Origin of the sequence: Clostridium sp. DFI.1.208 (genome assembly GCF_024463855.1) — a bacterium.
In the GTDB taxonomy this organism is placed as follows: domain Bacteria; phylum Bacillota_I; class Bacilli_A; order Erysipelotrichales; family Erysipelotrichaceae; genus Clostridium_AQ.
The window spans coordinates 56,458-70,101 of record NZ_JANGCA010000011.1 but is presented as its reverse complement, the minus strand read 5'-3'; the positions used below and the strand labels follow the sequence as shown (position 1 = coordinate 70,101).

Below are 13,644 nucleotides of genomic sequence, written 5' to 3'. Positions count from 1 at the left end.
GCTTTATGAGTAGAGAATTGCCACATAGTACCGAGGCGGAGCAGTCCATTCTCGGTGCAATGATGATTTATCCCAGCGTAACCAGTGTTGTATATGATCAGGGTCTGGACGCGCGTGATTTTTATCTGGATATCCATCAGCGTATATTCTCTGCCATGATGGATATCACGGACAGCGGAAAGCCGGTGGATGTCACAACCCTGATTGCCCGTTTGCAGGATATCGAGCAGCTGAATCTGGTAGGTGGAGCTGACTATATCATCAAGCTGAGTGATACGGCGATATCCAGCGCCAACAGTGTGTATTATATTGAAATAATCAAAAGCAGAGCGCATCTGCGACGCTTAATTGAAGCAGCCGAGCAGATTGCCGAGGACGGCTTTGATACGGCAAATGATCTGGATGAAATCATGGACAAGGCGGAACGGGATATTCTCGGAGTAACCCGCAGCCGCCGTGCCACCGATTTCAAGAGCAGCCGGGAGGTTGTTTCCAATGTGATGCAGGAGCTGATTCGTCTGCGCTCCAGTGATAACCGTGTAACCGGAATCAAGACCGGCTATACGGATCTGGACCGCATGACAAACGGCTTTCAGCGTGGGGATTTGATCATTCTTGCGGCTCGTCCCGCAATGGGAAAGACCGCCTTTGCGCTGAATCTGGCGTTGAATGCTTCCTTTTACAATCCCGGAGCGATTGCCATTTTCTCACTGGAGATGCCGGCGGAGGCGTTGATGAAGCGTATTCTGAGTGCCAAATCCGCAGTGGAATCCAATAAGCTGAGAAGTGGAGCCATACTGGATGATGAATTCAGCAAGCTGAATGAAGCGGCGAATGAGCTGATGGCCAGCAAGCTGTTTGTGGATGACAGCTCCAATATCAAAATATCCGAGGTGTTCTCTAAATGCCGTAAGCTGAAAAGTGAGCATGGTCTTGATCTGGTTGTCATTGACTACCTTCAGCTGATCAGCGGAAGCGGAAAAAGCGGAGATAACCGCCAGCAGGAAATATCGGAGATCTCCCGTTCCCTGAAGGGACTTGCCAGAGAAATGGAATGTCCGGTGATCGCACTGTCGCAGCTGTCACGTTCTGTAGAGACACGTCCCGATAAGCATCCAATGCTATCTGACCTTCGTGAATCCGGAGCCATCGAGCAGGATGCCGATATCGTCATGTTTCTGTATCGTGATGCCTACTATGCGAAGGATGATGAGGCGGAACAAAACAATCCGACCGATCAGACCGATCTTGACATTGCCAAGCATCGTAACGGAGCAACAGGCAAGGTGGAGCTGGCATTCCAAAAATCCATCTCTGCCTTCTTCAATATCGCACATGACGGATTTGCCTGACATACAGACGAACAAACCATGACTCTATCGGAGTCCTTATAGAAAAGCTGTTCAAGCAGCTGTGCTTACTGCATGCTCTTGAAACAATGAAGTGTAATAGAAAAGAGGCCGCATATGAAATTTGCATTACTGGCCAGCGGTTCCAAAGGGAACTGCTGTCTGATAAAACATAGGGATACCAAGCTGGTCATCGACTGTGGAACGACACGAAAATATCTGAAAAGCTGCTTTGAACAGATTGCTTATGATCCCATGCAAAGCAATGCACTTTTGATAACGCATACGCATAGTGATCATGTCGCACAGATGAAGCTCTTTGATCCGATACCAACGTATGCGACACAGGAAATCGCAACCAATCATCTGCATAGCATACGCCCGTATGATCGCTTTGAGCTCCAGGATTTTCGTATAACGGTTTTACCGATGAGCCACGATTGTGAAGGCACTGTAGGCTATGTCATAGAGACCGAGGATGAAAAAATGGTGTATGTGACAGATACCGGCTATATAAAGGATGAGGTCAGAGAATACATACGCAATGCGGATTACTATATCTTTGAAAGCAACCACGATATCGAGATGCTGATGCAGACAACCAGACCGGTCTATCTGAAGCAGCGCATCATTGGAGACTGCGGACATCTATGCAATGAGGATTGTTCAAATATCCTGTGTGATGTCATGGGGGATAATACGAAGGAAATTGTTCTTGCGCATATTTCGCAGGAGGGAAACACCCGTGATATGGCACTTACAACACTGAAGGAAACACTGAAGCGGAAGCAAAAGGATCGCGAGGATCTTCGATTGTATCCTGCTGATCAGTTTTCCATTTATACCGGAGGGAAATCATCATGAAGCGACTGACAGCCTTTCTTCTAGTAGCACTGATCGGATGGAACATTGTCCTGACGATTTTATATTTACAGTCAAAAGAGAACAGCACAGCAGCTGGGGCTGCGCAGCAGACGAATCAGAAGGTGGAATCCGCCAGTGTGGATATTACGAGTGATGTGACAGAGCTGGTGGCGAAAAGTGAAAATAAGGTGGTAACGGTTACCGCAAAAGCAAGAGGACAATCGATTGATTCCGGAAGCGGCGCAGTTTATAAGGTTGATGGAAAAACGGTTTATATTATCACCAACAATCATGTCGTTGCGGATGGGGATGAAGCCATTGTCACCTTTGCGAACGGCAAGGAACAGAAGGTGGAAATCGTCGGAAAGGATGAGCTGACGGATCTTGCACTGTTGAAAACAGAAGTGGATTTCAAAGCGGAAGCCTTCGTGATGGGAAATTCCTCGCTTGTAAAAAAGGGAGAATATGTCATCGCCATGGGAAGTCCACTGGGCATTGAGTATCAGGGCAGTGTATCCGGTGGTCTGATATCCGGCGTGGATAGACGGATGGAAATGGATATTGACAACAACGGTGTTGCGGACTGGGATGTGAATGTTCTGCAGACGGATGCTGCAATCAATCCGGGAAACAGCGGTGGACCGTTAATCAATATGGCAGGAGAGCTGATCGGTATCAATTCCATGAAGATTACGGATACCTCCGTAGAGGGCTTTGGCTTCGCATTGCCGATCAATGAGGTTCTTCCCATCATCACCGAGCTGGAAAACAACGGCAAGGTGGTACGTCCGATTTTGGGAATATCCGTACAGCCAATCGAGCAGCTGAGCATGCTGGACAAGGCATATCTGGGGATTGATTCCAAGGTGGAAAGCGGCCTGCTGATTGTCAAGGTTGCCTCACGGACACCGGCAGCTGCAGCAGGAATAAAAGAGGGAGACATCCTTGTGAAATTTGATGGCAAGGATATCAAGGATTATAAGCAGTTCCGTCAGTATCTTTACAGTCATAAGGTAAAGGACAAGGTAAGCATTGTCGTAAACCGCAACGGTAAGGAAATCGAAAAGACGGTAATACTGGAATAAAAAGGAACGGCATCTGATGCATGAACCTGCATGGGTGCCGTTTTCTGAATAATAAAGAGGGGACAGCATGATATACTCCACAGCGGATGTACATTTTTATCATGATAATATCATTCATCTTGCCAACAGACCCTATCGTAATTGTAAAGCGATGAATGAGGCCCTTGTGGAAAACTGGAATCGAAGGATACGCGTGAATGATGAGGTGTATATTCTGGGAGATGTTACTATGAAAAATCATACGTATGCTCAGGAAATGCTGATGAAGCTAAAGGGCAGAAAATATCTCATTGAAGGAAATCATGACCGCTTTGTTCATCAAAAGGAATTTGATCAGACTTTATTTATGTGGGTAAAGCAGCTGCATGAGCTGAAGTATGAGGGGCACACCTTTGTCTTCTTCATTATCCGATGGCGGAATGGAATGGCTTTTTACGCAGAGCAATTCATCTGCACGGACATCCGCACAATCATGTGGATGTGAATTACAGAAATCGCGATAATGGTTTGTTAAGATATGATGTCGGCGTGGATGCAAATGCTATGGCACCAATCAGCATACAGGAAATCATAGCTTTTTTTGAATAACTATCAGGAATGACAGGAGCGTAGTATGGAAAAATTTGAAGAGCTATCACAGGAAAAACAGCGGCGTATCATCGATGCCGGAATGGAAGTGTTTGGGCGAAATGAATACAAAAAAGCTAACACTGAGGATATCGCAGCCAAGGCAGGCATATCCAAGGGATTATTGTTCTATTATTTTAAGGATAAGAAAAGCTTTTATATGTATCTGTTTCAATACTGTGTAGAAATTATCACAAGGATGATGGATGACGAGGATTATACCAAAATTACAGATTTCTTTGAGCTGATGGAATTCGGCGCTCAGAAAAAAATGCAGACGATGGTGGAGCATCCGTTTATTCTGGACTTTATATCTCGTGCCTTTTCTTCCAGTCGAGAGGCTGTCAGCAAGGATGTGGCAATGGAGCTGCATTCACTCATAGACACGACCTTTGACCGATACTTTGCTCATGTGGATTTCTCAAAATTCAACAATGATGTTGATCCGAAGCAGGTCTATCAAATGCTGGCATGGATGACAGAGGGGTATATGCATGATAAGCTCAGTTATCAGGAATCGTTAAACTTAAAGGATATTATGAGGGATTTTGAAGAATGGAAGATCATGTTTAAGAAAATCTCATACAAAAAAGAATATCAGTAAAAAAAACTGCGACAGCATCTGTGATACCTATATGTATATCATAGAGCATGGCAGTTTTTTTATTATCTGGATTTGTTACTTTGAAATGACCTCCCAGTCCTTTATGTCATCTAGCTTTAATGCAGCGTAATCGTCCTGTGAACCTCCGGAGTCCTCTCCAAGCTTAACGGAAGCATTTGCAGTTTTAACGATTGGTGTTCCGCTAAATCCGTTTTTCCCGGAATAATCATACTGAATGACTTTGACTTTATTCCCCTGCTCTATATCACTCATGTTTACTTTCCGCTCGCTGATTGTTATCGTATAATTATTCTCACTCTGATTTGCATAAATTCTAAAGCTGTAATCATCTCCACTGGCGATTCCTGCTTCATTAAGTGCAGCGCGCAGCTTTTTCCCGGTATTGGCACCTTCCGAATTGATAAAGGCCTTTGGGGTGTTTAGACAGAATTGATTGATGATGTCCAATGGTTCCCCTTTTATCAAAGCGAGGTGGATAGCATTTGCTTTTATAAATAAATTATCATACGAAGTCAGTATTTCATACTTCTGCTTTTGATCATCATAACGCACATAGGTTTCGTCTATTAAAACGATAAAATCACCGGCCCCATTATTTGCATGGTTTTTATATATTTCCATCAGGGTGCCCTCTACCTCTGCGCGCTTCATGATATCCTCCATATTTTCACTCGTAGATAATAAATCCAGCTGATTTTTTTGGACCAGCTCGATTCCCTTCTCCTTGGAGGCAACCATCACAGCTCTGGCCTCAGAGATCAGCTTAGTATCTGCCGCCTCCTTCACATAGCTCATAACGGCAGGAACAGCCAGTGCCAGAAGGATTCCTATAATAACGAGAACAACGATGATTTCGACCAGTGTAAATCCTTTTTTATTCTTTTTCATACAATCACCCTTTGCTCTAATTGTACTATAAATTTCCCTGTTTGTAGATATTTTAGAAAAAAATAAATGGTTTTTGCATATCGCGTAAGCTTGTTCGTGCAGCCGGATGTGCGGATAGCTGAAACAGCATACATACCATTTCCAATCGAATTTTCCTTCCAGCTGTTTGTAAACGGTATGGATTCCTCATAGAGGGGAATCGATTCCCTGTATCCTGTGTATTTCAGTGAATGGTAACAATATGATATAATAAAGCCTGTAAGAATGGGAAAGAGGCGTTCACATGAAATTTATAAAGAAAATTGCCGGAGTTTTCATCCTGCTGGTGTTTTCTCATCTGCCATTGCTGCTTCATCGAGGCAAGGCTGCCTGGGCTTATGGTACAGGCAGCTTTATAGTGGTGATTCTCTTACTTCTGCTTGTTATGATGCTTCTGTATATCATACGACTGGGGATAGGAGCAGGCAAAAAACAAAGGCGGTTAAGAATTCTGCTTCATGCAAAGGATATGATAAATCGAAGCTTTCTTCTGTTTTTTATACAGCTTCTGCTATATCTGTCACTATATTCTGTAGATCGAACAGACAGCTGGTATATTGCAGACCTAATCTGGATGCTGGTGTTTCAATATACATATGCACTGACTGCCGCTATGATCATATTTTGCATCAGCCGGCGGCTTCGTATCCTGCGGCGTATTCTGCTGTGGATGGTACTGTTTCTGCCAATCATCCGCATACCTTTTCTGCTGTATCTGCAAAGCAAGGCAAAAGAAGAATATGATCATGAAACGATCGCAATCGAGGTTTCCTCACAACGCGTGGAATCACAGATATGTAAAACCAGATATCCGTTGCTCATGCTGCATGGCGTTGGCTTTCGTGATTTGAAATACATCAATTACTGGGGCAGGATTCCACGTGTGCTGACCAAAAACGGGGCTACCGTTTATTATGGCAATCAGGAAGCCTTTGCAACGATTGAACAAAACAGCAAGGACATACAAAAGCGAATTGAGGAAATCTGTGCAATCGAGCAGTGTGATAAGGTAAATATCATTGCCCATTCCAAGGGTGGTCTGGATGCTCGTCATGCGATATCCAAGGGACAAATGGGAGCACATGTCGCCTCCTTGACAACCATATCCACACCGCATCGCGGCTGTCGCTTTGTAGATGTATTGATAAAGCATGCCCCGGAAAAGCTGTATCGCTGGCTGGCATCTGTTTTTGATAAGATCTTTCTTGGCATGAAGGATCTCCATCCGGATTTCTATACAGTGACACACCAGTTCACAACAACATGGAGTGCCCAATTCAATGAAGACGTGAAGGATGATCCACAGGTATATTACCAGAGCTATATGAGTCTGATGCACCATGCTTGGTCACACCTCTTGCTCACTATTCCGTATCTGTTTATCCGCCTTGTAGATGCAAAAAACGATGGCCTGGTAACTGAGGAAAGCGCTAAATGGGGGGATTTTCAGGGAACCTTTACCAACCGCCACTACAAGGGGATATCACACGGAAATATCATTGATCTGACCAGAGAGGATTATAAGGGCTTTGATGTATTGGAAACCTATGTACAGATGGTAGCGGAGCTGAAAAAGAAGGGCTTTTGATATTTGCACTCTGATGAAAAACAGGGTACAATAAATTCCATAGCGAGGTGGAATATGCAAGCAGAGGAATTACCGGTATTTTTAGATATAGCAAAGGATTTGTTGAAGGATGCCCGTGTATGGGATATGCAAAAATATATACAGCACGGGTCCATTAGCTGTTTGGAGCACAGCTTCGTTGTGTCCTATTACAGCTTCACACTCATCAGAAAGCTACGGATGTCCTGTGATGAGCGTTCTTTGATACGGGGGGCACTGCTGCATGACTATTTTTTGTATGACTGGCATGAGGCAGAGGACTGGCACAGACTCCACGGCTTCCGGCACCCGTTTTTTGCGAATCAAAATGCACTGCGTGATTTTCAAATCAGCGAACGGGAACAGGAAATCATTCGCAAGCATATGTGGCCGTTAACCGTTATACCACCTACCTGCAAAGAAGCGTGGGTGGTGAATGCGGTGGATACAGCATCCAGTATTGTTGAAGTGCTCGCAGAATATCGAATGTTTAAAAAACTGCGCCGCAGATGGCTGACAAGCAAGCTGGAACTGCTGAAGGAAGTAAGGGAGAGCTTATGATAAAAATCGTTGCTGTAGGAAAAATAAAGGAAAAGGCACTGCGTGCTCAGATTGAAGAATATGAAAAAAGGCTGCGGCCGTTCACAAAGCTGGAAATCATCGAAGTAAACGATGAGGTGGCACCGCAGAGCAACAGCGAATCACAGAACAAGCAGGTAAAAGAAAAGGAGGGGGAACGTATTCTTGCCAAAATAAAGGAACAGGAATATGTGATCCTGCTTGATTTATGGGGAGAAATGGTGGATAGTGAAGCATTTGCGCAAAAGCTGGAGCGGCTCCAGACCTATCAGACCAGCAATCTGACCTTTGTGATCGCAGGTTCTTTGGGACCTGGGGAAAATGTCTATAAACGCTGTAACTGGAAATGGAAGCTGAGTGATTTGACCTTTACCCATCAGATGACAAGAGTTCTTGTTCTGGAACAGATTTATCGTGCCTTTATGATACAGAACAACAATCCATATCATAAATAGGATACTTCCGGGATGAAGCGGTTTCTGTTGTATTCTATATCATAAATAGGATACTTCTGGGATGAAGCGATTACTGTTGTATACTGCCAGTAAAAAAATGAATTCGCTATCTGTCTGAAATAGGGTAGTCTTAGCTACTAGGATATGAAATTCGCAGAGGTTTTGAAGGCTTCTGCTTTCTTTATGAATGCGGATGGATGTTTTTGGAAATAATGGTGCTTGAAACTGACTGAAGAAGAAAGAAAATGATTCTTACGATGAATACAACGCTTTCTTATTGTATTTAAGGATTTTTTAAGAAAGCGTGCGGTATTCTTAGCTTGTAGAAAGGGTGTGACGGCAATGCTGAAACGAATGTTAAAAAAGGATTTAATGCATAGAAAGAGTGTCAATCTGATTCTGTTTCTGTTTATTACCATTGCGACTGTATTTCTTGCGAGCAGTGTGAACAATATTCTGGTGGTAGGCTCCTCTGTGGATTACTATATGGATTATGCGAATATACCGGATGTGAATCTGGTGGCTGTAAATCCGAGTGAAAAAGAAAAAATAATGAAATGGATGGAAACCAAGGCTCCGGGAGTAAGGGATTACGGTTATCAGGAAATGCTCTCCGTAGATCAGGCAAATTTGCATAGGGAGAGCGGAAAGAGATTTAATGCCGAAGGACTTAGTCTGTTTCTGTCCGAGGAAAGCAGTGACTATTGCAAGGGCTTTGATCCGGATGGAAATGCTCTTCATTTACAGGATGATGAAATCGGAATGCCTGCCTTTTTGATGGATAAAAACGATTTGAAGGTCGGCGATAAGGTGCGAATCCGAATAGGCGGCGTGGATAAAACCTTTACTCTGAAAACCGTGGTAAAGGATGCGGCGTTTGGAAATGATATGGTTGGTATGTCAAGAATCTTTATGAATTCAGACATGTATGGAGAATTTAAGAAAGCGAGCAGTGAACAGACCTATTCTTTATACTTTATCAATGTAGCGTCCATGTCCGATTTTATTGAAGCACAGAATCTGCAAAGCTTCCCCTCCGTTTTAAATACAGTTTCCCGCAGTATGTATTCCATGATCTATTCCTTTGATCTGATTCTGGCAGCGCTGCTTATTCTGATTGGCATCTGCGTAATTTTAATTGCACTGCTGGTTCTGCGCTTTACACTGCTGTTTACGATGGAAGAGGAATACCGTGAAATCGGTATTATGAAGGCAATCGGATTGAGAGATAAAGCAATACGGCGGCTGTATCTTGTGAAATATGCGTTTCTTGTCTGCAGCGGGGCGTTCCTCGGACTGCTGATCAGTGTGCCGATCAGTCGTGTCATGGTGGCAGGAGTCAGTGTGAATATGATTATGGAGGACAGTAGTGTGAATTTCTATGTAAATATTCTCTGTACGCTGGTTATCATTTCACTTGTCATGCTGTTTTGTCTGAATTGCACACGAAAGCTGAACCGGATAACCGCAATATCTGCGATACGCGGTGGTCACAGTGGAGAGAGCTTTGCGAAAGCATCAGCCCTGTATTTGTTCAAACAGAAGTATCTGCGTGTCCCTGCCTATCTGGGAATCAATGATATGCTGACGCATCTGAAGCGCTATGCATTGCTGCTGGTTACCTTCTGTATCAGCTTTGTTCTGATAACCATTCCGCTGAATACCATCCAAACCATGCAAAGCAGTGAAATGGCATCCAAATTCACTGTGAATACAGACAGTGCCGTTTATATAAAGAAAATTGAAGGAAAGACAGATTCCGCATATAAAAACGCCAAGCAGCTGAAAAAGGGAATGCTGCGTGTGGAACAGGAAATGAAAGAAAAGGGCTATGATGCTGCGCTGACGGCCTCCTCCATTTATTTCTTACCGTTTCACGCACCCGGGACAAAGGGGAATACGAAGATCATGTCCATACAACTCCAGGGGCGCAATCCGGAATATCTGGATTACCAAGAGGGCAGTGCTCCTGTGCTAGAAAATGAAATCGCCTTCTCCCGGCTTATCCTCGAGGAAAACAACTGGCATATCGGGGATCGGGTGGAGACGGAGTTTCATGGAAATCCCTATACCTTCATCATTACAGGAAGCTATTCCGATTATATGCAGCTTGGGAAAAGTGCCCGCCTGAATGCCTCGCTGGATTTAAGTGAGCTGGATCTGTTTGAATACTGGAATGTCAATGTTGATATGAAAACAGATAAGAGTCAAAAAGAGCTGAAGAATACGCTTCAAACACAATTTCCTGATTATGAGTGGTATACAGCGCAGGAAATTGTCGATCGCAATATCGGCGGTATTCAGGAATCTCTGAGTGAGCTTCTGCTTCCGATGACAGCCATGCTCTGTGCGGTTATCATGCTGATAACACTGCTGATGGAAAAGCTGTTCATCGTACGCGAAAAGGGTGAAATTGCCATGATGAAGAGTGTCGGGTTCAGAAACAGCAGTATCCGAACATGGCAGGTGATTCGTATGATTCTGGTTGCGCTGGTTTCCATGATTGCGGCAATTCCGCTGTCCATGCTCAGTAACCGCTTTATGCTGGAGCCAATCTTCGCCATCATGGGTGCTGATGTGCGTATCCAGATCGATCCGCTGCAGGTCTATCTGCTTTACCCAGGGGTACTGCTGCTGGGAATCCTGTGTGCAACGATATTTGCTACCGGTAAAATCAAGCGTATCCACATACGTGAAATGAACAACATGGAATAAGGAGGAAGCTATTATGAGTGGAATAACAGTAAGTAATCTGTGTAAGACATATATTGTAAATAAACGACAGAACAACGTATTGAGAAATGTCAATCTGACACTGGAGGAAAAGGAAATGATCGCCGTCATGGGACCATCCGGCTCTGGTAAGACGACCCTGCTGTATACGATCAGCGGGATGGACAGCGCCACTGCCGGAAGTGTGAAATTCTTTGACCGGGAGCTTACGGATATGAGCTGCAATGAAATCAGTGATTTACGCCTGGAGGAAATGGGATTTGTCTTTCAACAAATGTATATGCTGAAAAACCTGTCCGTATATGATAATATTATTTTACCGGCCTATCAGTCCGTAAAGGGAAAGACGAAGCAGGGAAGAAAAGAAATCAACGCCTACGCCGCAAAGCTCATGCAGAAGCTTGGTATCAGTGATATTGCGGACAACGATGTGAATGAGGTATCCGGAGGACAATTACAGCGGGCCTGTATCTGCCGCAGTCTGATCAATCATCCGCGTATTCTGTTTGCGGATGAGCCAACGGGTGCTTTGAATAAGCAGAGCTCCTATGAGGTCATGGAGGAGCTGAACCGGATTCATAAGGAAGGGACAAGCATATTGCTGGTAACCCATGATATGAAGGTAGCCTCACGCTGTGATCGGGTGTTATATATCGAAGACGGAAATATCCGGGATGAAATGCAGCTTGGCGCATGGGAAGAGGCTGCGGATGTACGCAAGCGGGAGCGCAGATTAAATGAATGGCTGATAACGTTAGGATGGTAATTGCCTATGATAGATATTTTACTTGTAGAGGATCACCGGGAGCTTGCCCAGCTGATTGTAAGCTTTTTAAAGCGGGATGGCTTTCAGGTGCACCATGTGGAGAGCGGGGAGGCTGCGCTTTCCTATCTTGCACAGGCGGAAGTACGTCTGCTGTTGCTGGATATCATGCTGCCCCATATGGATGGCTTTACGGTATGCAAAAAAGTGCGGGAGCATAAAGCGGTCCCGATACTGATTATGAGTGCTCGAAAGGATCGAAATGATCAGCTGAACGGATATGAGCTGGGAGCGGATGATTATATCGAGAAACCGGTGGACCCGCAAATACTTGCCGCAAAGATACGTGCTGTTTTACAGCGTACCTCCGATTTGCATCGCAAGGAAACCATATCCTGCTGCGGTGTGGTCATTGCGCGTGCACAGCACAGGGCCTTTGTGGATGGAAGGCTTTTGGAGCTGAACGCTAAGGAATTCGAGCTGCTGACGCTGCTGGTATCCAATGCTGGAAAGACGTTGCGCAAGGAATATATTTTCGCAAGCATATGGGGGATGGACAGCTTCAGTGAACAGCAGACACTGACCGTTCATATCAAAATGCTGCGTGACAAAATAGAAAAGAATCCAAAACAGCCGCAGCGGATCAAAACAGTCTGGGGCGTGGGGTATCGCTTTGAAGAAGTATAATCTCCTGATCCTTTCCTGTTTTCTGCTGTATCTGGGCATCGCTATCTTTCTCGGGTGGAGTATATTGCAGATGGAGGAAACCAAGGACCATGCATATCGCGTGGAAATCAATCGTATTCTGCAGCAGGTAGAAAAGGGTGTTAAAGAGAAGGATATCGCGCTGAACAGCTATCCGCATATCGAAAAGCTGCAGTGGCTGTCCGCAAAGGAAGGAAGCCGGGAAGCAGCCTCCGCCTTTTTTGAAGAAGGCAATAATCAGGATATGCATGTGGAGCCGATTTACAAGGAGCAGCAGCTGACAGGATATCTGCGCTTTGATTATCATCGCTCACTTGTGGATGCCAAAGGCTTGCTGCTGCGCACACAGCTGTCACTCGCCGCCTTGTTCGCTGTACTGCTGAGCGTGCTTCTCTATTTGAAAAAGCATCTGCTGAAGCCCTTTGATCGCGTGCGTGATCTTCCCGGTGAGCTTGCGAAGGGGCATTGGAAGGGAATCGTGAAGGAGGAAAAAAGCAGATATGCACATGATTTCCTACTGGGAATCGGACAGTTGAAGGATTCGCTGGATACCTCCAGAAAGCGACAGCTGGAGCTGGAAAAGGAAAAGAAGAAGCTGCTGCTTTCTCTATCACATGATATTAAGACACCGCTGAACACCATTCAGCTGTATGCGCGGGCTTTGGAGGAGCATCTGTATACGGATGAGGCACAAAATGTACAGGCAGCTCATCAGATACAGGAAAAGGGGAAGGAAATCGAGCATTATGTAGAAGAAATCATGCAGCAGTCCCGTCACGATCTACTGGATATACAGGTTCAAAACACGGAATTCTATTTGAAGGAGCTGATTGACAAGGCTGTTCACGCCTATAACGAGCCATTGCGTCTGCGGCGCATGGAGCTGGAGGTAAAGCCCTATGAGAACCTGCTGCTGAAGGGGGATCTGGAGCGCAGCTTTGAGGTCGTGGAAAACATTATGGAAAATGCCTTGAAATACGGAGATGGAGGAAGGATAGAAATATCGTGCTATGAAGAGGACTATTGCCAGCTGATTCGTATTTTTAATACTGGCAATACAGTGAATGACACTGAATTTCATCATATCTTTGAAAGCTTCTTTCGTGCCAGCAACAGCGAAGGAAAGCAGGGCAACGGTCTTGGCCTTTATATATGCCGGGAAATCATGCGGCGCATGAATGGGGAAATCTTCGCCGAAAAGGAAGCAGATGGAATGGCCTTTCTACTCGTATTCCCATATTGAAGAACAAATGGTGCAGCTGTATGCAAATGCTGCTATTGACAAGGATGCAATGCTTTGCTTAGAAAAGGAAAGTGTGCATCTTT

Annotated in this window: 13 protein-coding genes; 12 read left to right on the top strand and 1 reads right to left on the bottom strand. The window is 44.8% G+C overall.

What is annotated here, in order from left to right; genetic code table 11:
* Positions 1-5: 5 nt before the first annotated feature.
* The 5 genes from dnaB to NE665_RS07835 all read left to right on the top strand — a co-directional run bounded on the left by dnaB (position 6) and on the right by NE665_RS07835 (position 4,529).
* Positions 6-1,352, top strand: a complete 1,347-nt coding sequence (dnaB, locus tag NE665_RS07855; protein WP_117442532.1) for a replicative DNA helicase — start codon at positions 6-8, stop codon at positions 1,350-1,352.
* A gap of 114 nt (positions 1,353-1,466) precedes the next feature.
* A complete protein-coding gene (locus NE665_RS07850; protein ID WP_117442533.1) occupies positions 1,467-2,213 on the top strand; it encodes an MBL fold metallo-hydrolase in 747 nt (248 codons plus the stop codon).
* Entirely contained in the window at positions 2,210-3,298 is a 1,089-nt protein-coding gene (locus NE665_RS07845) for a trypsin-like peptidase domain-containing protein (protein ID WP_117442534.1), read from the top strand. The genes NE665_RS07850 and NE665_RS07845 overlap by 4 nt, the downstream gene beginning before the upstream one ends.
* A gap of 67 nt (positions 3,299-3,365) precedes the next feature.
* Positions 3,366-3,782 carry a metallophosphoesterase gene (locus NE665_RS07840; RefSeq protein WP_233104671.1) on the top strand — a complete coding sequence of 139 codons (417 nt, stop codon included), beginning with the start codon at positions 3,366-3,368 and terminating at the stop codon, positions 3,780-3,782.
* Positions 3,783-3,911: 129 nt separating this feature from the next.
* A complete protein-coding gene (locus tag NE665_RS07835) occupies positions 3,912-4,529 on the top strand; it encodes a TetR/AcrR family transcriptional regulator (RefSeq protein WP_117442535.1) in 618 nt (205 codons plus the stop codon).
* Between the two features lie 75 nt (positions 4,530-4,604).
* On the opposite strand, the gene NE665_RS24750 is transcribed toward NE665_RS07835, so the two are convergent.
* A complete protein-coding gene (locus tag NE665_RS24750; RefSeq protein ID WP_269836469.1) occupies positions 4,605-5,438 on the bottom strand; it encodes a prepilin-type N-terminal cleavage/methylation domain-containing protein in 834 nt (277 codons plus the stop codon).
* 283 nt (positions 5,439-5,721) lie between these two features.
* On the opposite strand from NE665_RS24750, the gene NE665_RS07825 reads away from it, so the two are divergent.
* From NE665_RS07825 to NE665_RS07795, 7 genes are all read left to right on the top strand, one after another.
* On the top strand, positions 5,722-7,065 hold the full coding sequence (locus NE665_RS07825) for a triacylglycerol lipase (protein WP_117442537.1): 1,344 nt from the start codon (positions 5,722-5,724) through the stop codon (positions 7,063-7,065).
* Positions 7,066-7,119: 54 nt separating this feature from the next.
* The gene (locus tag NE665_RS07820; protein WP_117442538.1) at positions 7,120-7,644 is read left to right on the top strand and encodes a phosphohydrolase; all 525 of its coding nucleotides are present in this window, start codon (positions 7,120-7,122) and stop codon (positions 7,642-7,644) included.
* Entirely contained in the window at positions 7,641-8,117 is a 477-nt protein-coding gene (gene rlmH, locus NE665_RS07815) for a 23S rRNA (pseudouridine(1915)-N(3))-methyltransferase RlmH (protein WP_117442539.1), read from the top strand. Before NE665_RS07820 ends, rlmH begins: the two co-directional genes overlap by 4 nt.
* Before the next feature lie 342 nt (positions 8,118-8,459).
* Positions 8,460-10,832 (top strand): ABC transporter permease, encoded by a 2,373-nt coding sequence (locus tag NE665_RS07810; protein ID WP_117442540.1) that lies wholly within the window; start codon positions 8,460-8,462, stop codon positions 10,830-10,832.
* Between the two features lie 13 nt (positions 10,833-10,845).
* Positions 10,846-11,616: an ABC transporter ATP-binding protein gene (locus NE665_RS07805; RefSeq protein ID WP_117442541.1), complete on the top strand. Its 771-nt coding sequence runs from the start codon at positions 10,846-10,848 to the stop codon at positions 11,614-11,616.
* A 6-nt stretch (positions 11,617-11,622) separates the two neighbouring features.
* A complete protein-coding gene (locus tag NE665_RS07800; RefSeq protein ID WP_117442542.1) occupies positions 11,623-12,300 on the top strand; it encodes a response regulator transcription factor in 678 nt (225 codons plus the stop codon).
* Positions 12,287-13,561, top strand: a complete 1,275-nt coding sequence (locus NE665_RS07795) for a HAMP domain-containing sensor histidine kinase (protein ID WP_233104672.1) — start codon at positions 12,287-12,289, stop codon at positions 13,559-13,561. The genes NE665_RS07800 and NE665_RS07795 overlap by 14 nt, the downstream gene beginning before the upstream one ends.
* Positions 13,562-13,644: the final 83 nt, after the last annotated feature.

What these genes read in the sequence shown, in the direction of transcription:
- dnaB (WP_117442532.1), top strand. Translation starts at nt 6, where the DNA reads ATGAGTAGAGAATTGCCACATAGTACCGAGGCGGAGCAGTCCATTCTC.
- NE665_RS07850 (WP_117442533.1), top strand. Translation starts at nt 1,467, where the DNA reads ATGAAATTTGCATTACTGGCCAGCGGTTCCAAAGGGAACTGCTGTCTG.
- NE665_RS07845 (WP_117442534.1), top strand. Translation starts at nt 2,210, where the DNA reads ATGAAGCGACTGACAGCCTTTCTTCTAGTAGCACTGATCGGATGGAAC.
- NE665_RS07840 (WP_233104671.1), top strand. Translation starts at nt 3,366, where the DNA reads ATGATATACTCCACAGCGGATGTACATTTTTATCATGATAATATCATT.
- NE665_RS07835 (WP_117442535.1), top strand. Translation starts at nt 3,912, where the DNA reads ATGGAAAAATTTGAAGAGCTATCACAGGAAAAACAGCGGCGTATCATC.
- NE665_RS24750 (WP_269836469.1), bottom strand. Translation starts at nt 5,438, where the DNA reads ATGAAAAAGAATAAAAAAGGATTTACACTGGTCGAAATCATCGTTGTT.
- NE665_RS07825 (WP_117442537.1), top strand. Translation starts at nt 5,722, where the DNA reads ATGAAATTTATAAAGAAAATTGCCGGAGTTTTCATCCTGCTGGTGTTT.
- NE665_RS07820 (WP_117442538.1), top strand. Translation starts at nt 7,120, where the DNA reads ATGCAAGCAGAGGAATTACCGGTATTTTTAGATATAGCAAAGGATTTG.
- rlmH (WP_117442539.1), top strand. Translation starts at nt 7,641, where the DNA reads ATGATAAAAATCGTTGCTGTAGGAAAAATAAAGGAAAAGGCACTGCGT.
- NE665_RS07810 (WP_117442540.1), top strand. Translation starts at nt 8,460, where the DNA reads ATGCTGAAACGAATGTTAAAAAAGGATTTAATGCATAGAAAGAGTGTC.
- NE665_RS07805 (WP_117442541.1), top strand. Translation starts at nt 10,846, where the DNA reads ATGAGTGGAATAACAGTAAGTAATCTGTGTAAGACATATATTGTAAAT.
- NE665_RS07800 (WP_117442542.1), top strand. Translation starts at nt 11,623, where the DNA reads ATGATAGATATTTTACTTGTAGAGGATCACCGGGAGCTTGCCCAGCTG.